Below are 20,476 nucleotides of genomic sequence, written 5' to 3' on the forward strand. Positions count from 1 at the left end.
GAGCTCGGCGGTGACCGCGAGCTGATCGGCCGGGTCGTCGAGCGGGTCAAGGAGCGCGAACTCGCCGGCTACACCTACGAGGCCGCCGACGCCTCATTCGAACTCCTGCTGCGCGCCGAGACCGAAGGTCACCCGCGCCGCTACTTCCGTACCGAGTCCTGGCGGGCCATCGTCGAGGACCGCCCCGACGGCACCCACGCCAACGAGACGACCGTGAAACTGTGGGCCAAGGGCGAACGGATCGTCGCCACCGCCGAGGGCAACGGCCCCGTCAACGCCCTCGACCGGGCCCTGCGCCGGGCGCTGGAAGCCCCCTACCCCGAACTCGCCAAGATGGAGCTCGTCGACTACACGGTCCGCATCCTGGCCGGCGAGCACACCACCCGATCCCGGACCCGGGTCCTGATCTCCACCGCCGACAGAACCGGCACCTGGACCACCGTCGGAGTCGCCGACAACATCATCACAGCCTCCCTTCAGGCACTTCAGGACGCCTACACCTACGGCCTGGTGCGCCGCGGCATCGAACCCGAACCCACGCACTAGCCTCCGCCCCGGTTCCGCTCCGGGCCGCCCCGGGGCAGGACACGCCAGGGCGGCCCGGCGCGCACTCCCCCGGGAGGGTGCGGACGCCGGAGGGCCGGGAGAGTCAGAGCATGCGGACGGCGGACTCCGCGTGTTGTTTGGCGAGTTGGAGGGTGGCCGTGGACCGGCGCCCGACCGCTTCGCGGACGCGGCGGCGGGCGAGGGCGATGCTCGCGGCCGGGCCGTCGCCCGGCATATCGCGTACGGCCTGTTCGCACAACAGCATCCGCTGTTCGGCGACGACCGTGACCCCCCGCTCGTCGGGCAGGACCGACCACTCCCCCGTGTGGGCGGCGACCAGGGCGGCGGGGGAGGTCTGTTTGTGCACGATCCGGCCGGCGTGCGGGAAGCACATCCGTACCGACTCGGTGGTGGACACCGTCCCGCCCGCGGCACGGGTGTCCATCGACATCACCTGTACGCCCGGCGCCTGTTCCACACACTCCAGCCGTTCCACATGGGGCACCAGACGGGGCCAGTCGCCGACCCGGTACAGGAAGTCGTACACCAGCTCCGGAGGCCCGTTGACGCGCAACGAGTCCGCGAAGGCCAGCTGCAGGGCGCTGCGGGTGCCGGCGTGTTCGGCGATGTGCTTCAGGTGGGCCAGGGCGGTGCGAGTGGCCTCGCCGGTGGCGCGGGCGATGCGGGCGGCGTCGTCGGGCCGGTCGCCGGGGAGGGTGAACTCGTGCAGCAGGGTCAGCAGGCTGCCGCCGCCGTCGCGTTCCTGGACGCCCCAGATCCCCGTCATGCTGCCGGCCGGAGCGGGTGGGTCCAGGCGGCGGAAGGTGATCCGGCGCCGGTGGGGGTCCAGTACCCGGTGGGACAGGCGGCAGGCGACGCGGCCGCCGGCCCGTTCCCACAGACGCAGCCGCTGGGAGCGTCCGTCGGCGTCCAGCGGCTCGACGTGGACGGTGGCGGGGAACAGCAGCGGCCACTGCACCGCGTCGGCGATCAGCTGGTAGACGGCTTCGGCCGGTGAGGCCACCTCGACCGAATGCCCTGCACGGTGCACGCGCTCACCTGACATCACGTTCTCCTCACGGCTGTTGGGCCGGCGACCGTGTTCCCGCCCGGCGCCTTTCACCGTCGACCGGTGCGCTCGAGGAGTCCTCGAAGGGTGCTCGACCCGCGCGCCGCACACTCGGCCTGTCCCCGTGAACACCCCGGCTGGGGAAGAGGAAAGGCAGGCGTCATGCCCACCGAGATCCGTACCCGACCCGCCGCGCGGACGGCGGAGTTCGCCCTGCTGTACGCACAGATCCAGCAGTTCTACGCGCACCAGTTGCAGCTCGCCGACGCCCAGGACGGCGAAAGCTGGGCGCAGACGTTCACCGAGGACGCCGTCCTGGTGACCCCGCTCCCCGGCCGGCCGGTATGCGGCCGATCCCGTCTCGCCGCCCGGGCGGCCGGCCCGGCGGGCCGGGACGTGACCGGTGACCGCACCAAGCGCTGGATCGGCATGCTCGAGGTCCATCCGCAGCCCGACGGAACCCTGTCGACCCGCTGCAGCGCTCTCGCCTACAGGGCGGGCAGGCTGCACGTGTGCGCGATGCAGGACGTCCTGGTCCGCTCCGGCGGCACCTGGCGCATCCGCCACCGGCTCCTGACCCGTGACGACGACCACGTCTGACCGCCCGCCCCGGTCCTGGCCCGCGACGACGACCACATCCGACCCGCCCGCCCCGATCCCGCCCCTGGCCTCCGGCGCCGGGCGGGCGCTCCGGGCAGGCAGGTTGCCGGTCCGTGTCCGGCAAGGGGGACTACGGGGATCAGGCGGCGTAGAGGCCGTAGGTGGAGGTGCGCCGGGGTGAGCTGACCTGGTCGAGTGCCGGGTCCACGGTGAGCATCGCCTGATGCAGCCGCTGCAACTGCGGTGAGGGCTCGACGCCCAGTTCCTCGATCAGGCGGCCGCGCAGGCTGCGGTACACGTCCAGGGCGTTGGCCTGCCTGCCCGACCGGTACAGCGCCACCATGGCCTGGGAGTGCAGTCCTTCGTGCCGGGGGTGACGAGTGATCAGATCCCGGAGCTCGGCGATGAGTTCACCGTGCCGGCCCAGGCGCAGGTCGGCGTCGATCCGCCGCTCGACGGTCACCAGCCGGCTCTCCTCCAACCGCATGACCTCGATCGAGAGGACCGAGCCTGCCCGGACGTCCACCAGGGCCGGGCCCTGCCACAGGTCGAGCGCGGCACGCAGGAGGCTCGCCGCGCGGTCGTCCTCGCCCTGTTCGAAGGCCTGTTGACCGCCGGTCACCAGATGCTCGTAGCGGTGTACGTCGACCGCCTGCGGCGGAATCTGCAGCAGATAGCCGCCGTGCCGGGTGGCCAGGACCTCCTTGGCCGCGCCGGGGGCATCGGGACCCATCGCGGTACCCAGTCGGCGGCGCAGTTGCAGGACGTAGGTCTGCAGCGTGGTCAGGGCGCTCTGGGGCAGGTCCGTTCTCCAGAGCTCCTCCATCAGCGTGTGCACGGGCACGATCCGTCCCGGATTGAAGGCGAACAGGGCGAGCAGCTGCCGCGGCTTGCCCGCGGTCGGAACGATCGAGAGCCCGTTGACGTCGACGCGCAACGGACCCAGAACCTGAATCTCCACGGTTTCTCCCCCTACCGGTGAGTTCCTCGGTGGCTCGAATCCTTCGGCCGATACGACGCTAGCGGGCGGCGGGCCCTCTCTCGCGGTCTCTGGACCCGCGTTCGAGCGGCCCTCCAGCGACCGCGGAGATCACGGCGGCCGGATTCCGCCCTGCCCGCAGAAGGCCACGACAGGGGCCTGACGGAGGCTTGGCGTGGCGGACTGGAGAACGGGTTCACGGCCCCTCGAAGACGGCTCGCGCGGGTCGGCACCGCGTACGGGCAGCGGCTATCGTCCAACTGCCCTGACCCACAGCGTCGACGGAGTGAGACATGCGCCTGTTCGTGTTCCACCACGCGGGTGGTTCGCATCTGATGTACCGCGACTGGCCGGCCCACTTCCCGGCCGACTGGCAGGTCCGCATCCCCGACGCACCCGGCCGCGGGCCGCTCGACGCGCGCCCGGCCGTCGCGGACACCGCGGCGCTGGTGGAACACTTCCTGCACGAGCTGGGGCCCGAACTCACCGGCCTCTTCGGCCTGTTCGGGCACAGCATGGGCGGTGTCGTCGCCTATGAGCTGACGCGTCGGCTGCTCGCCGAAGGCCGCACCCTGCCCCGCTGGGTGGGCCTCTCCGCGCGCGCCGCGCCCCACCCCGGCGGTGAGTCCCCCGGCCGCCACCTCCTCGACGATGAGGCACTGCGCCGCGAACTGCTCTCCATGGGCGGCACCCCGCCCGCCGTCCTCGACGACGCCGAACTGTGGGCTCTGTTCGCCCCCGCCATCCGCGCCGATCTGCGGGTGGCGGAAACCTGGCGCCCCGACCCGTCCGCCGCACCGCTGCCGGTCCCGCTCTCGGTATACGGCGGCACCCGCGACACGACTTCACCGCCCGAGCGTCTCACCGGCTGGGCCGCCCGGTCCCGGCAGTTCCTCGGCCTGCACCTGTTCGACGGCGGCCACTTCTACTTCCAGAACGACCCCGCCGCACTGACGCAACAGATCACCCGGGACCTGCGCCACGCCCTCAGCCTCCCCGCACCGCCCGCATCCGGGATCCTGCGATGACCCGCCCCGTCCCCGTCCCCGCCCTCGACAGGCAGACAGGTCCGGGACCGGCGCCGCAGGTCCTGCCGGGAGCGGTGACCCGCGGGGCAGAGCCTGCCGCGGGGGTGGTGTTCCGGCTGCTGGGACCGGTGGACATCCACGACGGGCCCACCGACACCAGCGTCGTACCCGCGGGCTCCAAACAGCGGGCCCTGCTGTGCGCGTTCGTCTCGCACGCCGGTGAACTGCTCTGCACGGACCGGCTCGTGGAAGAACTGTGGGGCACCGACCCTCCCGCCAATGCCTCGAACGCCCTACAGGCCCACGTCGCCCGCCTGCGCCGGCTACTGCCCGACCCGCCCGCCCCCGAGGCCGTCCCCGGCGAGCGGGAGCGGGGGCGGGAGCGGGAGCGGGGGCGGGAGCGGGAGCGGGCAATGATCACGACCCTGCCGGCCGGGTATCTGCTGAGCCTGGGCCGGGCCACCACCGACGTCCAGCACTTCGACCTGCTCTGCGCACAGAGCCGGTCGGCGGCGGCCGACGACCCGCACCGCGCCGGGGACCTCCTGCACCAGGCACTGTCCCTGTGGCGCGGCCCCGCCCTGCAGGACAGCCGGTACGGGCCGATCGGCAGCATGGAGGCCGACCGGCTGGAGGAGCAACGGCTCACCACCCTGGAAGCCCTGTACGAGCTGCGGCTGCGCTGCGCCCGGCACAGCGAGATCACCGGCGAGCTGGAACGGCTCACGGCCTGCCACCCCCTGCGGGAACGCCTCTACGACCTGCTGATGGTCGCCCTCTACCGCAGCGGCAGGCAGGCCGAAGCCCTCGGCGTCTACGAACGCGCACGCCGCCACCTGGTGAGCAGTCTGGGCATCGAACCCGGCCCCGCGCTCCACGCCCGGATGCAGGCCATCCTGCACCAGTCCCCCGGCCTGTCCGCCCCGCACGGCACCAGCCCGGGCGCGGGGCCGCAACAGCCGCAACAGCCGCAACAGCCGCACCTGGACGGCGAGATCGCCCGCCTCCAGCAGCGCGTCGACGAACTCGACCGCCGGCAACGCGCCCTGCTCCGCCGCTTCGAAACCCTCACCGCCCACCAGCCTCACCCTGCCTGACCCTCGGAGCGGGGACTGGCAGCGGCGCCCGAGCGCCCGCACAGCCGGGCGACTGGGACCCGGGCACCGCCACTTGGGCAGGGTCGGAAAACCGGGCGGGCGGCAGACGGGCGGGAGCCGGCGGGCCCCACCACCGCGCGAGGCTCTACACGGGCCGGGCGCGCTGGAGTGAAGACCCTCGCCACGCACTGACATCGACGTGGCCGGGGCCATCCGTGCGGGGGCGCCGGCGCGCGTGACCAGGCAGCCGCCGAGAAGGCGGCCCGCATCGCACCCCGGAGAGCGTGAACAGGTGTCGGTCGCGGATGTTCCGGGGCCGGGCCGCCCCACTTTCGAGGGCCTGCCCCATGCTGAGCCGGTTTATCGTGCGCATCGGGCCGCGTCGCTTGGACCGCACGGACAAGCGGGGCGCGATGCCTGGTGCAACGGCTCCCCCGAATACAGGGGTTGAAGCCAGAGCGGGGCACGCCGTGGGCCCGGACACCGGTAGCCACATCCCGGGCGCGAACCGCCACCGCAGACCTGCCGAGGGTGCCGGCGCCGCGCAGCCGGTGTGGCGCGGCGACAAGGACGGGGGCGGGGCGAACACCGGCGGCCCGACCAGGGGACAGAGATCGCCAGGGGGCCCAGGACGTGCGGCCTGCTCCCCGGGGGCCACCAGGGGCCCAGCCCCTGTAGCCAGGCACCTGCGGGCCGGACCGGGGCGGGATGCAGCGAGCCCGCCGCGAAGGGTCTCTTCGGGGCGGGCTCGGTGCATGCCGTGGCGGGTGGACTGGTCGGCCGGTGCGGCCCGTGGAATGGGGGCTGCTGGTGCGGGTCCCGATGGTGCGGGACCCTGAAGGGCGGGCCGGGTTGAGGCCCTGTGGGGGGTACGACGTACGGCCGGAAGGCAGGGGGTGTCGGGCCGGCCGGTGCCCGGGAACGAATGGGCTCGGCCGGCCCGGGGTGGGTCAGCCGGTGCGGGTGAGACGCTGCGCTTCGGCTGCGGGGGCCTCCGTGAGAAGAGTGTCGGGACCGGTCATGAGGATGGAGCGCTGGAGCCGGCGCAGGGCAACGGAGGGTTCGAGGCCGAGGTCGCGGACCAGGCTGTTGCGCAGCCGCTGGTAGACGTCGAGGGCCTCACCACGGCGACCTGAGCGGTGCAGGGCGAGCATGAACTGGCCGTGCAGGTTCTCGTGGGTGCGGTAGCGGCTGACGAGGACGGTGAGTTCACCGAGCAGTTCGCGGTGCCGGCCGAGCCGGAGGTCCGCCTCGATGCGCTGGTACAGCGCGCACAGCCTGCTCTCCTCCAGCCGGCGGATCTCCATCTCCAGCTGAGGGCCGGGCTGGATGTCGACCAGCGCGGCACCGCTCCAGAGCGTCAGCGCCTCCCGCAGCCGGCGCGCCGCGCCCGCGAAGTCGTCGGCGTCCATGGCCCGGTAGCCCATCCCCGCCAGCCGCTCGAACTCACGGACATCGCTGGCACCACCCGAGGTCTGCAGGAAATAGCCGCCGGGCAGGGTACGCAGCACATCCTTCGCCGTCCGCGGCACGCTCCCCTGCGGATCGTGTGCCAGCGCGCCGGCGATCAGCTCGCGCAACTGCAGGATGTAGGTCTGCAACGTGGTCCGGGCGCTGCGCGGCGGCCGCTCGCCCCACAGTTCCTCGATCAGCAGCGTGACCGGCACCACCTGGTCGGCGTGCAGGGCCAGCAGAGCCAGCACCTGACGCGGTTTCGGGGCCGTCGGCGTCACCGGGACCCCGTTCTCCGTGACGGCCAGCCCGCCCAATACCTCGATATCCACGCCGTATCCCCTGTCCGTGTATGTCGTGCATGAGTAGCCACGCCGGTCGTCCGAGGGCTGCGGCAGAGCCTGACTCTCGGCACTCACGAGTAAAAAACGGGACGGGCGGTTTGTCAATCCCCGACCGTCCATGCTGTTTCCATCCATCTTCCGAGCCGCCCTGGAGCAACCCTTCAGCCGCCGAGCGCCCGACCGAACAGTGACACCAGGCCCGAACAGCAGTGATGCAAAGAGAAATACGCCGAACGCTGAGCTCGTCCGGCACAGACGACGGCTCACGAGACGACCCAAGGCGACCCTGAAACGAAACCGCTATGCTGGTTTCATATGTCTCAACGAATCGTGAGGAGTCAGCGTGAAGCAACAGGAACGCGCCGTGCGCACCCGCAGAGCGCTGGTCCACTCCGCGGCTGAGGCGTTCGAGCGGCACGGGTACGTCCAGGCGCGGCTGGCACGGATCAGCGCGGACGCCGGGGTCAGCCCCGGCGCGTTGCACTTCCACTTCGAGAACAAGGCAGCGCTGGCCCGCGCGGTACAGGCATCGGCGGGCAGGCGCCTGCGGCGAGCGGTCGGAACGGCCGCCCGCCGGCCCGGCGCGAACGCACTGCAGCGGCTCACCGACACCTCACATGCCCTCGCCGAGCAGCTGCGCACCGATGTCGTCGCACGCGCCGGTTACCGGCTCAGCCGCGAACAGACGCACACCACTGCCCATCACGGCGGCCAGGACCTGTGCGGCCAGTGGCAGACATACGTCCGGCAACAGCTCACCGAAGCAGCCCGCCACAACCTGCTCACCGATGCGGCAACGTCCCACGAAACAGCCGCCGCCATCGTCGCGGCCACCACCGGCCTCGAAGCACTCGCCCGATCCGACGCCACGTGGCTGTCCCACGAAACCCTCACCCACTGGTGGGAACTCGCCCTGCGCTGCCTGGCCGCCCCCACGGCCCTTGCCACCCTCCGACCCGCCGGCACTCACACCCCACGCCCACCCCACCCGCAGTGAACGGAACCCGATCACAGACGCCTCGACCACCGCAGGCCATGCCACACCGGACGCGAGACCACGGGAGGTCACCGCCCCGGGCCACCCCCCGCCCCTCAAGCCCGGCACCGCGGAGATCTCGCGCATGCCACACCCCGGCCCCGAGGAATACCACCCGAGGGCGAGTCAGCTGGGATGGCGGGGCCGGGAATTCGGGGCATGAGGCAGTCAGCCGAGGCAGGGCTGCCCACCCGCCGGGGCGCGGAAGACACGCGGCAGGTGTCCACTGCCGGGGCCGGCGCGCGGAAGCAGGTGCGCGAAGCGGAGCCCCCGGGGCGGCGTCGGGTTCGTAGACACGGTCCACCGGACGACAGGCAACAAGCAACAAGCAACAAGCAACAAGCAAGGCTGCCTGGCAACGGGCGTTCGTGCCAGGTCCGGCACGCGGCGGCCGAGCTCGCTACGGAGCGGAGGCCGTCGCGGTGACCGTGGGGGTGCAGGTGCCGGAGGCCACCAGGGTCTCGAGGCAGGAAGCGGCGGCGAGACGGGGCAGCAGCAGCCCCCAGAACCGGGTGAGAGGGGCCTGCGAGAGCCAGCGCGCGTCCTGACGGCCCAGGGTCTCCAGCCCCGCCGTGACGGCCACCACCGCCGTGACCGCGTCACGCACGGACGGCCCACCGGCCAGTACACCCTCCCCCTCGGCCCGCACCAGAACGTGCTCCACCCACTCCTGCCACGCACCACGAAGGCCCGCACCCACCTGGTCGTGCTCCCCACGGTCACTCAGGCCGAACCCCGCCCGCAGCACCGCATCATGATCCAGGGCACGCACCAGCGCGTGGGTGGCATCGATCAACACCTGCAATCCACTACTCCCGCGCTGACGGGTGATCACCTCCAGGCGCTGCGCCGCCTCCCGACCCACCGCTTCCGCCAACGCCGCCTTGCTGGAGAAGTGGAAGTGCAACGCCCCACTGCTCACCCCCGCCCGAGCGCTGATCATGGACAACGACGCCACCTCGAAGCCGTCCCGGTCGAACAGCTCCGCAGCGGACACGATCAAAGCGTTGCGCGTACGCACCGCGCGCTCCTGCTTGGCCATCAACGCACCCCGACCGCACGGCAGGAACACGGGGACAGGCAAGGGTCCACGCGGGCGACCAGCACAGACACCCCGCCCTCGTCCCTCAACCGGCGACAACGCCCGAGCAGCGACGGGCACGGGCGCAAGCACGGACACGACCGCGCACCCCACAGACCATTCTCCATGCCCCATACAATAACAAACCGCTAGGGCGGTTTCTAGTGGAAGGTGCAAGACGCCCGCAACACCCCACAGCCCACACTCGGGGCGGCCCCGCACCGCAACCGGAACGACGAACTCCGCAAGCCTAGTGCAGACTTGCAGAGTTCAACGGCACCCGACCCGGCCGGGACGGCAGATCAGGCCACAACAGGCCGCAGCACAACAGGCAACGAACCGTAACCATTCATCAGGAACGTCTCCATCGGCCGCAGTTCTCCGGCCGGGACGGCGAGCGCCAGGTCAGGGAAACGGGTGAACAGTGCCGCGAAAGCAGTCGTCGCCTCAATGGTCGCCAACGGCACCCCCATGCAGCGGTGCACGCCATGCCCGAAGCCCAACAGGTCGCGGCCGGTGCGCAGCAGATCGAACTCCCCGGCGCGTTCGCCGTGCCGGCCCGGGTCCCGTCCACCGGCGGCGAAGTTGACCAGAATGGGATCCCCCTTGGGGATCAGAACACCATCAAGATCAATGTCCTCCACCGCGAACCGCATCGGCGAGTAGGCGCCGGGGGTGTGCATCCGCATCGTCTCGTCGACCACGTCCTCCCAGCCGGCCCGCCCCTCCCGCACATGAGTCAGCTGATCCGGGTTGGTCAGCAGCGCACCGACCGCGTTGGTGATCAGGGTGCAGGTGGTGTCCTGCCCGCCGGCCAGCATCAGATACAACGTGCCCAGCAGCTCCTGCTCGGACAACCCGCCGCCCTGGTCGTGCACCTCGATCAGCGACGACGTCAGATCGTCGCCCGGCTGCTTCCGCTTCGCCGCGACCAGATCGGACAGCAGCCCGAACGACTGCAAGCTGGCGGCCTCCATCTCCTGCGCACTGACCGTGGTGCTGAAGACGGTGTGCATCGCCGCACACAACGCGTTCGTCGCCTCGCCCTGCTCCACCCCGAACAGCTCACAGATCACCCGCATCGGAAGCAACTCCGCGAACGACGCCCGCAGATCCACCACCTCACCCGCCGGCACCGCCGCCAGATCGTCCACCAGCTCGGCGGTGATCTCCTCCACCCGCGGCCGCAAAGCCTCACTGCGCCGCACCGTGAACGCCCCCGCCACCAATCGCCGCAACCGCGTGTGCTGCTCCCCGTAAGCGAACAGCATGTTCTCGTTCGCCACCCAGGGATACAGAGGCCACTCCGCCGTGATGCGCCCCTCCCGGAACGCCGGCCAGTGTTGCCGCGCGTCCTTCGACACCCGCGGATCGATCAACAACCGCTCCACGCAGTCCTGGCGCACCACCGCCCACGCCACGACACCGCCCGGCAGCTCCACCTGGACCGCCGGGCCCTGCTCCCGCAGCCGCGCGGCTTCCCCGTTCAGATCCCGCCCGGAAACATCCAACGCATAGGGGCATGAAACCGCTTCCATCAAAGCTCTCCCTCGTTCGTCACATTTCGTCAGATACGGTCGGACCCACCGAACACACACCACTTCATGCGCGTCGTCGGCACCCAGCCCTGCCGGCCCGTACCGGCACGCAGACGCGGCGCCCCGCTCGGGCTGGCCCCCATGCAGCGCCCGACCACGGGTTCCTGCACCGAGTACCGCGCCACACGTCTCACCGGCGGGTGGCGCCCGGCCCTGCGCAGGGCTTCGTCACCGATCGCCCTCCGGCACTCCACGACACGACGGCTCGCCCGACCGGGGTACCCGGCACGACCGGGCCCACGAACCACACCTCCGGCTCGCGGTCGGCGCCGGAACCCCGCCGATCCAGGTCACCGCGCATCGCGGCCGCGCTCTCGCTCCAAGCCTCCGAAACCATCCCCGGCCCCGCGCGCGACCGGCGCACGGTCCTGCCGCGCTGCCGCGCCGAGATCACGGATTCACCAGGGCCGAGCCCCCGCCCGCTCCCATCCCCCTGTCGGCCCCGTCCTCGTTTCCGCGCATGGGTCAACACCCCTGTGCCTCAACCGAGTTCACCCGGCCCGCACACGCGTCCGATCCAGCTTCCCCGCACAAACCCCGCCCCACAAGCCCCTCACGCCCCGCTACGAACCCTCACGCGAAACAGAGATACAGGCTTCCGCATATGGCCCGAGGTGGCCGCACGCCGACCGCCTCCCACGGGCGGCGGCGAAAGGCGGAACCTGTCCCGGCATCCCGCTACGTTCCGCTCCTCGACCCGCGATCTCACAGCACCGCCCAGAACCCCGGCCTCGCCGCGCAGGAAGCCCACGCAGGCCGCGTACGCGGTGAAGCACCCGGCCAGGCACGAATGAACGTGCCGGTCCGCCGTCGGCCGGCAGGCCCCGGGCATACGGGTGCGACGAACCGGACGCGGAGGCTTCCCGCCCGTCCCTTCCGGCGTCGCCTCCTCACCGGAGGTCGCCTGCGAGGCCAGGAGGATCGGTCCCGTCGCGAAGCGCTCGGAAACCACGCGCACGACCAGGTTCGTCCCGCCCGGGGATCCTGTGCCCGACCGCACCGACCGCGATCGCAAGCCGGGCAAGGAGATCGGGGCCGCAGCGCGCCGCAGAAGAAATGAGGGCGGCCCCGGCGTCGCCCCGCCCGATGTGACTGGGCAGACATGGACGCCAGGGCCGACAAAAGGCCTGACCGGGTAAGGGGCCGGAAACCAACCAGCGAGGTCAGGCCGAGGCGGGCTCCGCCCACCGCTGTCGCATCGCCGCCTCGTACACCCGTGCTCCCCGGTCCGGCGCGAAGTCCAGCCGAACCAGCACGCCCGGCACCGCGATCGCCGCCATCAGATGCTGCTGCAGGTCGGTCACCCGCTCCGACATGTCCTCATGCCCCGTCATGATCTTCGAGAGGATCTGCACGCCGGTGAACGCTCCCACGAACATCCGGGCCGCCGCCGCGACATCCACATGCGGCAGCAACTCTCCCCCGTCCTTCGCCCGCTGGAGCAGTTCCGCGTTGTGATCGATCCACCCCTGCATCGGCACTCGCCGGTCCAGACCGTCCTGCGGGGCACCCTGATCCACCGTCAGCCGCACGCTGCCCCGCACCATCGGATCGCCCTTGCCCAGCATGTACGCCAGCAGCAAGGCCTCGTCCAGCCCTTCCTGCAGCGTCAACTCCTGCCGTGGCACCGGCGGAACCGACGCCAGCTGATTGGTCAGCACGGCCTGCGCCAGCTCGTCCTTCGACGTGAAGTGGAAGTACAGCGCCCCCTTCGTCACGCCCGACCGCTTCAGGATCTCCGAGATGGTCGCGCCGTCATACCCCACCTCGTCGAACACCTCAGCCGCGGCGACAAGAATCTTCTCTCGCGTCCGGATCGCCCGCTCCTGCTGCGCCACCACACACCTCCGTACCCCCTGCCAGAAAAGAAACCGTAGGGTTCGTATGCTACCACCCAGTGACGCTCCGTAGGCAAGGGGGCGAAAAATCGATGCTCTCCGTACCCGGATACAGGGCCGGTAGACCTAGAGGGCCCGGAAACCGACGGTTCCGCCTCCACATAAAACCGGGGACACGGTTTTTTTATTGATCCAGTCGGCTCCCCCACGCCATGCGGCAGACCTCGCCGCGGGCGCCAATACTGCAGGCCAGAGCCCTTCCGGTCGGTCCACTCCACCCTCCGCCGGACGATCGCGCTCCGCCTTCCCCGAGCCTGGCGAGGCGTCAAGAACGCGTCAACAGGCCTTGAAATAGAAACCGGTTGGTACGTATCTTGTGTGACCTGAGGCCCACCCTTATAGGGCCATTCACGGGGGAGAAGGTGCTGAGCATGACAGTGCTCACGTTCCACAAGGAAACGCCCGCCACCGACCAAGACGCCAAAACAGCCACCGCCGCCTCATCCACGACCGCGGCGACCACCACTCAGCCCGCACCCGTCAAGCCTGCCACCACGCCCACCCGCCCCGCCGCACAGGAGCGGGGGGAGCGGGCGGTGCCGGAACTGACCTTCACCGTGCAGGAACGCGCCGTTCATGACCGTGCGATCCAGGAGCCCACACGCAAGGTCCAGGAGCGCGCTCGCGCCTCGCAGGAACCCACCGCGGTGCAACAGCCGGCCGCCGCCGGAAAGAACCCGACATCCCGGAACCGCGCACAGGATCCGTGCAGGGCGAAGGAGTTGATCCGGGCCGCGAAGCGAGCCACCACGCAGGAGCCGGGCCAGGTACAGGAATTGCCCCGCAGCGCGCGAAGCCGCACCACGCACAGCCGCTCCACAGAGAGACGCGCGGCGCAGGATCAGGCGGTGCACGAGCCGCCGGTGCAGGAGGCAGCGCAAGCGGAGGTCCCGGCCGGTGTGCGGGAGCACGAGTTGGGGGGCGCGGAGGATCCGGCCGGGTCGGTGTCCGCCGCCCTTGCCGCCGGTGAACTGGCCCACCTACTCTTCGACGAGAAGGACGGTGACACCGTCCACGAACCCTGGCGCGCCCTGGTGGACAGTGAGGCATTCGCCCACCGCACCGGCCTCACGCCTCAGGAACGCACCGAACTGTCCTACCAGCGGCTGCGGTTGGTCAACGAGGTCGTCGGCGACCCCGAGGCCCTCGCCCACGACCCCCGCCGCCTGGCCGCCCTGCACGAGTGGACCGGCTTCACCGACAGCGGCCTGTGCACCATCAGCGGCATCCACTACAACTTGTTCCTGGGCAGCATCCTCGACCACGACGGCCACACCCGTGACCTCACCCCTTACACGTCACTCCAGCACACCGGCACCTTCCTGTGCACCGAGCTGGACCATGGCAACGACGTCACAGCACTTGAGACCACTGCCACCCTCGACCCGGCAACCGGCGGCTTCGACCTCCACACCCCGACGCCCGGCGCCCGCAAGTTCATGCCCAACACCAGCACCACCGGCGGCCCCAAGACCGCCCTGGTCGCCGCCCGCCTCATCACCGGCGACACCGACCAGGGCGTGTACCTCTTCCTCGTCCCCCTCAGCGATGCCGCCGGCCACCTCCCCGGCATTACCGTCACCCTCCTTCCCGAGCGCCTCGGCAGCCCGGTCGACCACTGCATCACTTCCTTCGACCATGTCCAGCTCCCCCGCACCGCCCTCCTCCAGGCGCCCCACGGCCGCCTCTCTTCCGACAACACCCTCAACAGCAACCTCACGAGCCGGCGCAAGCGACTCCTCCACTCCATCGCCCGCGTCACCACCGGCAAACTCTGCATGAGCGCCGCCGCCATCGGCGCCGCGCGCACCGCGCTCGACATTGCCGTCCGCCACGCCCACACCCGTCACATCAGCGGCCCGAAGGCCGGCGAGCGCGTCCCCCTGGCTGCCCACCGCACGCACAGCGGCCGCCTCACCGATGCCCTCGCCACCACCTACGCGATGACCTTCCTCCACCGCGAGGCACTGACCGCCCACACCCGCACCCCGGACGACCCCGAAAACGAACGGCTCGTCGCCCTCACCAAGGCCTGGGCCACCTGGCAGGCACGCGAGATCATCATCGAGGCCCGTGAGCGCTGCGGAGCCCAGGGCCTTTTCGCCCACAACCGGCTTGCCGAACTGCAGACCAACATCGAAGGCACCATCACCGCCGAAGGCGACAACCTCGTCATCTGGACCAAGGCCGCCGCCGAAACCCTCTTCCACCCCACACCGCAGCCCACTCCCCTCACCCCCGCCATCGATCCCACTCAGGCGACCGACCCCACCGAGGCCCACGAGCAGCTCACCCATCCCGCCTTCCTGCACAACCTCCTCGCCCACGCACAGACCCTCTGGACCGACCGCGCCCGTGCCGCCGCCCGCACAAGCCCTCGCGGCAACCCCCTTGCCCGTTGGAACGCCACCAGCACGCCCGCCCTCACGATGATCGAAACCCACACCCTGCGGCACGCTGCCGAGGCGCTCCATGCCGCCGCCACGCGCACCACCCACCCGACCACCCACCACCTCCTCACCACCCTCCACCAGCTGTTCATCCTCAATCAGCTCCGGCCCTACACCGGCGATCTCCTGGCGCACAACCACCTCACCCCCGAGCACCTCGACCAACTCCCCCACACCCTCAACACCCTCCACACCGCGCTCACCCCTCACCTCCCCACCCTCACCCAGGCGTTCAACACTCCCCAGCACACCCAGCCGGCCATTCCTCTCACCCACCCGGCCGGCTGACGAGGGCATTCCCGCAACAGCTGCTCACGACAGGCCTTGGACGGTCGTTCGACCGTCCAAGGCCCTTTTCGGCACCCGCTGCGGTTGAGCCTTCGTTTCTCAGGCGCCAAGCCCCCGCCCTCCGCAGGAGAGTGAAGACGTATCAGCTCTCACTCGGAAGGACGCGAGAAGCGGTCCAGCACCGCACTCTTCGTGCGACGGTCCATCCGTTCACGCTCGGGCGGCCGCGCCCGAGGCACCGGCGGGGCAGCCGGCGAACCGGTGGGCGTGTCATCCCAATGGGGCGATGTGCGGCACGGCGGATCAGGCAAGACTCTCGCGAAGCCAACTTCGCCCGGAGGTTCCATGTCGAAAAGCAGCCCGCCTCACCTCGACGTTCCGCGTGAGGCTCCGGCGCGGGCGTCCCTCGTTCTGGCGTCCCTGATCATCGTTGCCGCGGTGGCCAACCTGAACCTGTCGGTGGCCAACGTGGCGCTGCCCGCGATCGGGAAGGCCTACGACTCCTCCCAGACCGCGCTGAATCTGGTCGCCGTGGGCTACTCCCTCGGCCTGGCGGCATCGGTGCTCTATCTGGGTGCGATCGGCGACCGTCACGGGCGCAAGCTTCTGCTGCTCCTCGGCATCGCTCTGTCCATCCCCGCCTGCCTGCTCGCCGCGTACGCGCCGAACGACACCGTCCTCGTGCTGGCCCGGATCCTCGGCGGGCTCTCGGCCGGCATGGCCTACCCGACCACCCTGGCGCTGATCACCGCCCTGTGGGCGGGACCGGCGCGGACGAAGGCGATCGCACTGTGGTCGGCTCTGGGCGGCGGCATCTCCATGCTCGGGCCGGTGATCGCGGGCGCGCTGCTCGAACGCTTCTCCTGGGGGTCGGTGTTCCTGATCACCCTGCCCCTCGCCGTGGTCGCGCTGGTCATGGCCCTGCTGTTCGTCCCCGCGCACGCCAACGAGTCGGCCGAACCGGTGGACAACCTCGGCGGCGTCCTGTCCGTCTTCCTGGTCGCGGGACTGGTGCTGGCGATCAATTTCGCCGCCGTCCCCGACCAGGGGTCACTGGTCGTCGGCCTCGCCGTGATCGCCCTGGTTGCCGGAGCGGCGTTCTTCTGGCGTCAGCGCCGGGCTCCGAACCCGTTGTACGACCTCCGCATCGCCGGCCGGCGCACGTTCTGGGTCGCCGCATGCGCGGGAATCATCGTGTGGGGCTCCATGATGGGGTCGGCGTTCATCAGCCAGCAGTACCTGCAGAACGTGCTGGAGTACAGCCCCGTCGAAGCCGGCGCCGCCATCCTCCCCCTCGTCGTGATGATGGTGCTCGTGGCACCACGGTCCGCGAAGCTGGTCGAGAGACGCGGCGCCCGTACGACCCTGCTGATCGGTTACGCGTTCCTCTTCCTCGCCTTCGCCTGGATGTTGCTGTTCTGGGGCGAGGACAGCAGCTACTGGCAGATCGGCTTCGCCTACGTGCTCATCGGTATCGGCGCCGGCTTCGCCGGGACGCCCTCATCCCACTCACTGACCGGATCGGTGCCCGTGCGACGGGTCGGCATGGCCTCAGGCACCGCCGATCTGCAACGCGACCTCGGCGGGGCCATCATGCAGTCCGTCATGGGCGTGCTCCTCACCGCCGGCTATGCCTCGGCCTTCAGCGCGGCGATCGCCGCCTCCCCCGAGAGCAAGGACGTGTCGACTCAGGTCCAGAGCGAGCTGACGAAGTCGTTCGCCTCCGCCGGGCAGGTCGCCCAGCAGCACCCCCATTACGCCGAACAGATCGTCGCGGCGGCACGCAAGTCGTTCCTCCACGGCGACGACTGGGCGTACACCGTCGGCCTGGGCGCGATCGCCCTGGGTGCGCTGCTGATCTTCTTCATGTTCCCGCACCGGGACACCGAGCGGGAACTCCTACGGCGCTACTACGCCGAGGACTTCGCCACCGAGAGGCCGAGCGGACCGGGGGCCTGAGAGGTCGGCCGGCCGCCGACCGTGTCGTGCGCGGCGTTGCCCCATGGCCGTGGACAGCAGATCCGAGGACCGATCGACGCAGGCGGGGATGCGGGCGTGGCCTGCTTGACCAGCCGGGCCGCCACCTGCAGAGTCGGGATGCAGCACCGCAGTGCCGCCCGACTCTGTTGACCGGTCCCGCCCATCCACATGTGGCAGACGGTCCTGACCCTCAGGAGCGGCCGATCCTATGGTCCTCGACCTGCTGGTGATCGGTACGGCCGTCACCTTGGGGCCTTTGCACAACAGCGCCTTCATCCTGCTTCTCTCCTCACGGCGCGGCGTCCGCCAGGGCCTGGCGTTCCTGTTGTCGTGGCTGGCCAACCTGATCGCGGTCATCGTCTGCGTCATGCTGCTGAGTGGCGGACAGCCCCCGGCCCTTCACAGCGCGCCCTCGACCGCCGCGAGCGCTGCGAAGCTCGCCATTGGCGTGGCTCTGGTGCTGTACGGCGCCCACCGGCACCGCCGACCGCCCCGCCCACACGGCCCTCCGCGCTGGGCCGCCCGGATCGACAACGCCTCCCCGGCCACCGCAGCCGGCCTGGCATGGGTGCTGCAACCCTGGGCACTGGTCGGCGCGGGCGCCGCGACCGCCATCGACGCGAACCTCTCCACCCCCTCCGACTGGCTCGCGCTCACGGGCTACTGCCTGCTGGCCACGCTCAGCCTCATCGTCATGGAGATGTACATGTTCTGGGCGCCCGCGGCCGCGAACGCCCGGCTGAATGCCTTGCGGAGCTGGCTGGAGCAGCACCAGGAGCGGCTGATCGTCACGCTCTCCCTGCTCGCCGGCCTGTGGCTGACCGGCCGGAGTATCTACGACCTGGTCGCCTGACGCGGACGGCCTCGAACGCAGTGGTGATCACGCCTGGGTTGTATCCGGCTGCCTGTACTTTACGGACACAGAATGCAGTGCCCTCGGCCGAGGAGCACGACGAGCCATGCATGAGCAGGTTGTCCCACACCTGGAAGAAATGATGCGCCCCATGAAATACACCGTCTCCATCGAGATCGCCCTGCCGCGGGAGAAAGTGGTCCAGCTGCTCGCCGACCCGGCACACCTGCCGAATTGGTTGCGGGGCCTGGTGCTGCATGAGCCGCTGAGTGGGGAGCACGGGCAGCTCGGCACCACGTCGCGTGTCGTGATGCAGATGGGCGGGCGGAAGATCGAGTGCACCGAGACCATCACACGCCGGGAACCGGCGGACCTGCGCGGGATCCCGAAAACGAGCGTCGTTCACTTCGAGCGTGAGATCGTCGGCGAGGGCATGTGGAGCGCCGTGCGCGATCGGCTGACCGAAACCGGTCCGGAAACGACGCTCTGGGAGAGCGAGAACGAATACCGGTTCAGCGGCTTTCTGATGAAGCTGGTGGGACTTCTGATGCCCGGCGCCTTCCGCAAGCAGTCACAACAGCACATGCAGGACTTCAAGGCGTTCGCCGAGCAGGGAAAGGACGTCCGCGAAGCGAAGGACTGATCTGCCGTGAATGGTCCGGCGTCTGACGGCGTGCCAGCAGTTGGCGATCAGTCGGCATCAAGCTGTTCACCAGTTCTGACGTCACGAGGGGTCGGAACCGGCGGCCGGCCACCGACTGAGTGGATGTTACGTGGTGCCATTGCGTCCGTCCCGTGGACCCTAGGCTTGGAGAGCATCGGCATCGGTTGCCTGGGCTCTGAGGAAGTAGTCGGCCCCCTGGGTGATTTCGGGTAGCAGGCTCGCTTCACTCGACTGGGCTCACCTGAACCCCAACCGCACGCCCGTCAAAAGCAGAGGCGGCCGTCCGGGATCGGCCGGCCGCCCTTCAGAACGCGCTCATTTGGTGGACGAGGGCTCCAGCCTGTCGTCGTGGCAGTTGCGCGGCGCGGTCACCGGGTTGCAGCGAACCGGCTCGTTGCCGGGCAGCTCGGCCACGAAGTCGCTGTTGTAGCGGGCGGCCATGCCGACGCTCGGGAAGTCCGTCGTGACCATCTGCGCGCCACTCGCCAGAGCGGTCCGGACCCGGCTGGACTCGTTGTTGATGACCGTCTTGAGGGGCTCGTCCGAGCGGGTGCGGACGATGTAGCCCCGCTCGACCAGGTCGCGGATGGTCGCCTCGTTGGCGCCGCGCGGGTCGTTCACCATCGTGATCGCCGCATCCGCGTCGCCGGGGTTGCCGCGAGTGAAGACCGTGCGGCCCTGCAGGCTGGGATGCCCGTCGAGGTACATGTCACGGATCGCACCGGGGCCACCGTTGTCGAAGAAGAACATCACCTTGCCGCGCGCCCACTCCAGGGTCGGCCAGCCGTTCTTCAGGATCGACTGCTCGAGCGTCAGGCCAGGGCGGCGCAGGTCGTCAGCGGTGATCAACTGCGACTCGGAGAAGACCGAACGGATCTCTTCGTCGACGTCGTCGAGCAGCTTGCCGTTCCACGCCGGGCTGACTGCGCCGCCGAGCTGCTCCCAGCGGTCGTCGGTCTGCTTGAGCTCCAGCTGCAGGATGATCGGCACGTGCTGCGGGTTGGCCTTCGACCAGGTCTTCACCTGCTGCATGCAGACCACGAGGGTGCGACAGGTCGAGTTGTAGTCCTGGTCGGCGACATGGATGACCTTCATGCCGGGGGCAGCCATGGCCGGGTCGTCGATCGGGCCGAGACCGGCCTGCTTGCGGGCCAGCGGGTGCTGGTACAGGCCGCCGTCGGGGTCGGGCAGCAGGTCGAACTCGAGCGCGCGCACGTTCTGCCGGCCCAGCAGATCGGAGACGGACGCGTGCGAGTAGAAGCCCCACGACGGGTAACCGGGGTCGATCCTGATCGACTCGGCCAGTTCGACGCCCTGCATCTCCCGGTGGAAGGCGTTGTGGGCGCCCATGAACTGGATCTCGTTCATCCGGACCTTGCCGGAGTGCGCGATGGCGCTAGCGGCGGACGGGGTCGGCTGCTGCGCCGAGACGGCACTCGGCACGACGGCGCTCGTGAAGACCGTCGTCAACACGGCGGCAAGTATGACGCCCAGGCGGGCACGGGTGATCATC

The 20,476-nt window shown here is 70.2% G+C and carries 16 protein-coding genes; 9 read left to right on the forward strand and 7 right to left on the reverse strand.

The features are described from left to right. Positions 1-546 (forward strand): alpha-isopropylmalate synthase regulatory domain-containing protein (locus tag ACFWU3_RS23300; RefSeq protein WP_384440772.1); only part of this gene is annotated, 546 nt, incomplete at its 5' end. A gap of 103 nt (positions 547-649) precedes the next feature. Here the strand turns inward: ACFWU3_RS23300 and ACFWU3_RS23305 are convergent. Continuing rightward, positions 650-1,612: an aromatase/cyclase gene (locus ACFWU3_RS23305; RefSeq protein WP_384440775.1), complete on the reverse strand. Its 963-nt coding sequence runs from the start codon at positions 1,610-1,612 to the stop codon at positions 650-652. A gap of 165 nt (positions 1,613-1,777) precedes the next feature. On the opposite strand from ACFWU3_RS23305, the gene ACFWU3_RS23310 reads away from it, so the two are divergent. Beyond that, on the forward strand, positions 1,778-2,215 hold the full coding sequence (locus tag ACFWU3_RS23310; RefSeq protein WP_384440778.1) for a nuclear transport factor 2 family protein: 438 nt from the start codon (positions 1,778-1,780) through the stop codon (positions 2,213-2,215). 139 nt (positions 2,216-2,354) lie between these two features. On the opposite strand, the gene ACFWU3_RS23315 is transcribed toward ACFWU3_RS23310, so the two are convergent. Next, on the reverse strand, positions 2,355-3,176 hold the full coding sequence (locus ACFWU3_RS23315; protein WP_384440781.1) for a BTAD domain-containing putative transcriptional regulator: 822 nt from the start codon (positions 3,174-3,176) through the stop codon (positions 2,355-2,357). 311 nt (positions 3,177-3,487) lie between these two features. Between ACFWU3_RS23315 and ACFWU3_RS23320 the strand changes: the two genes are divergently transcribed. After that, a complete protein-coding gene (locus tag ACFWU3_RS23320; protein ID WP_384440784.1) occupies positions 3,488-4,222 on the forward strand; it encodes a thioesterase II family protein in 735 nt (244 codons plus the stop codon). Continuing rightward, on the forward strand, positions 4,219-5,319 hold the full coding sequence (locus ACFWU3_RS23325) for a BTAD domain-containing putative transcriptional regulator (RefSeq protein ID WP_384440787.1): 1,101 nt from the start codon (positions 4,219-4,221) through the stop codon (positions 5,317-5,319). Before ACFWU3_RS23320 ends, ACFWU3_RS23325 begins: the two co-directional genes overlap by 4 nt. A 950-nt stretch (positions 5,320-6,269) precedes the next feature. Here the strand turns inward: ACFWU3_RS23325 and ACFWU3_RS23330 are convergent. Continuing rightward, positions 6,270-7,103: a BTAD domain-containing putative transcriptional regulator gene (locus ACFWU3_RS23330; RefSeq protein WP_384440790.1), complete on the reverse strand. Its 834-nt coding sequence runs from the start codon at positions 7,101-7,103 to the stop codon at positions 6,270-6,272. Positions 7,104-7,458: 355 nt separating this feature from the next. Between ACFWU3_RS23330 and ACFWU3_RS23335 the strand changes: the two genes are divergently transcribed. After that, positions 7,459-8,112, forward strand: coding sequence for a ScbR family autoregulator-binding transcription factor (locus tag ACFWU3_RS23335; RefSeq protein WP_384440793.1), 654 nt, complete (start codon positions 7,459-7,461; stop codon positions 8,110-8,112). A 439-nt stretch (positions 8,113-8,551) separates the two neighbouring features. Here the strand turns inward: ACFWU3_RS23335 and ACFWU3_RS23340 are convergent, their stop codons facing one another. The 3 genes from ACFWU3_RS23340 to ACFWU3_RS23350 form a co-directional block, all read right to left on the reverse strand. Then, positions 8,552-9,193, reverse strand: a complete 642-nt coding sequence (locus ACFWU3_RS23340) for a ScbR family autoregulator-binding transcription factor (protein WP_384440797.1) — start codon at positions 9,191-9,193, stop codon at positions 8,552-8,554. 341 nt (positions 9,194-9,534) lie between these two features. Further along, entirely contained in the window at positions 9,535-10,770 is a 1,236-nt protein-coding gene (locus tag ACFWU3_RS23345) for a cytochrome P450 (protein WP_384440800.1), read from the reverse strand. 1,223 nt (positions 10,771-11,993) lie between these two features. Further along, positions 11,994-12,668, reverse strand: coding sequence for a ScbR family autoregulator-binding transcription factor (locus ACFWU3_RS23350; RefSeq protein ID WP_384440803.1), 675 nt, complete (start codon positions 12,666-12,668; stop codon positions 11,994-11,996). A gap of 431 nt (positions 12,669-13,099) precedes the next feature. On the opposite strand from ACFWU3_RS23350, the gene ACFWU3_RS23355 reads away from it, so the two are divergent. From ACFWU3_RS23355 to ACFWU3_RS23370, 4 genes are all read left to right on the forward strand, one after another. Beyond that, a complete protein-coding gene (locus tag ACFWU3_RS23355) occupies positions 13,100-15,466 on the forward strand; it encodes an acyl-CoA dehydrogenase (RefSeq protein WP_384440806.1) in 2,367 nt (788 codons plus the stop codon). 345 nt (positions 15,467-15,811) lie between these two features. Beyond that, positions 15,812-17,425: an MFS transporter gene (locus tag ACFWU3_RS23360; RefSeq protein WP_384440809.1), complete on the forward strand. Its 1,614-nt coding sequence runs from the start codon at positions 15,812-15,814 to the stop codon at positions 17,423-17,425. 229 nt (positions 17,426-17,654) lie between these two features. Continuing rightward, on the forward strand, positions 17,655-18,299 hold the full coding sequence (locus ACFWU3_RS23365) for a GAP family protein (RefSeq protein WP_384440812.1): 645 nt from the start codon (positions 17,655-17,657) through the stop codon (positions 18,297-18,299). 106 nt (positions 18,300-18,405) lie between these two features. After that, a complete protein-coding gene (locus ACFWU3_RS23370; RefSeq protein ID WP_384440815.1) occupies positions 18,406-18,942 on the forward strand; it encodes an SRPBCC family protein in 537 nt (178 codons plus the stop codon). Positions 18,943-19,278: 336 nt separating this feature from the next. Here the strand turns inward: ACFWU3_RS23370 and ACFWU3_RS23375 are convergent, their stop codons facing one another. Next, on the reverse strand, positions 19,279-20,475 hold the full coding sequence (locus ACFWU3_RS23375; protein ID WP_384440818.1) for a phosphatidylinositol-specific phospholipase C1-like protein: 1,197 nt from the start codon (positions 20,473-20,475) through the stop codon (positions 19,279-19,281). Position 20,476: the final 1 nt, after the last annotated feature.

This window comes from Streptomyces sp. NPDC058685 (assembly GCF_042714725.1).
GTDB lineage: Bacteria > Actinomycetota > Actinomycetes > Streptomycetales > Streptomycetaceae > Streptomyces.

Coding starts and splice junctions, on each gene's coding strand:
- ACFWU3_RS23305 (WP_384440775.1), bottom strand. CDS start 1,612: ATGTCAGGTGAGCGCGTGCACCGTGCAGGGCATTCGGTCGAGGTGGCC.
- ACFWU3_RS23310 (WP_384440778.1), top strand. CDS start 1,778: ATGCCCACCGAGATCCGTACCCGACCCGCCGCGCGGACGGCGGAGTTC.
- ACFWU3_RS23320 (WP_384440784.1), top strand. CDS start 3,488: ATGCGCCTGTTCGTGTTCCACCACGCGGGTGGTTCGCATCTGATGTAC.
- ACFWU3_RS23325 (WP_384440787.1), top strand. CDS start 4,219: ATGACCCGCCCCGTCCCCGTCCCCGCCCTCGACAGGCAGACAGGTCCG.
- ACFWU3_RS23340 (WP_384440797.1), bottom strand. CDS start 9,193: ATGGCCAAGCAGGAGCGCGCGGTGCGTACGCGCAACGCTTTGATCGTG.
- ACFWU3_RS23345 (WP_384440800.1), bottom strand. CDS start 10,770: ATGGAAGCGGTTTCATGCCCCTATGCGTTGGATGTTTCCGGGCGGGAT.
- ACFWU3_RS23355 (WP_384440806.1), top strand. CDS start 13,100: ATGACAGTGCTCACGTTCCACAAGGAAACGCCCGCCACCGACCAAGAC.
- ACFWU3_RS23360 (WP_384440809.1), top strand. CDS start 15,812: ATGTCGAAAAGCAGCCCGCCTCACCTCGACGTTCCGCGTGAGGCTCCG.
- ACFWU3_RS23365 (WP_384440812.1), top strand. CDS start 17,655: ATGGTCCTCGACCTGCTGGTGATCGGTACGGCCGTCACCTTGGGGCCT.
- ACFWU3_RS23370 (WP_384440815.1), top strand. CDS start 18,406: ATGCATGAGCAGGTTGTCCCACACCTGGAAGAAATGATGCGCCCCATG.
- ACFWU3_RS23375 (WP_384440818.1), bottom strand. CDS start 20,475: ATGATCACCCGTGCCCGCCTGGGCGTCATACTTGCCGCCGTGTTGACG.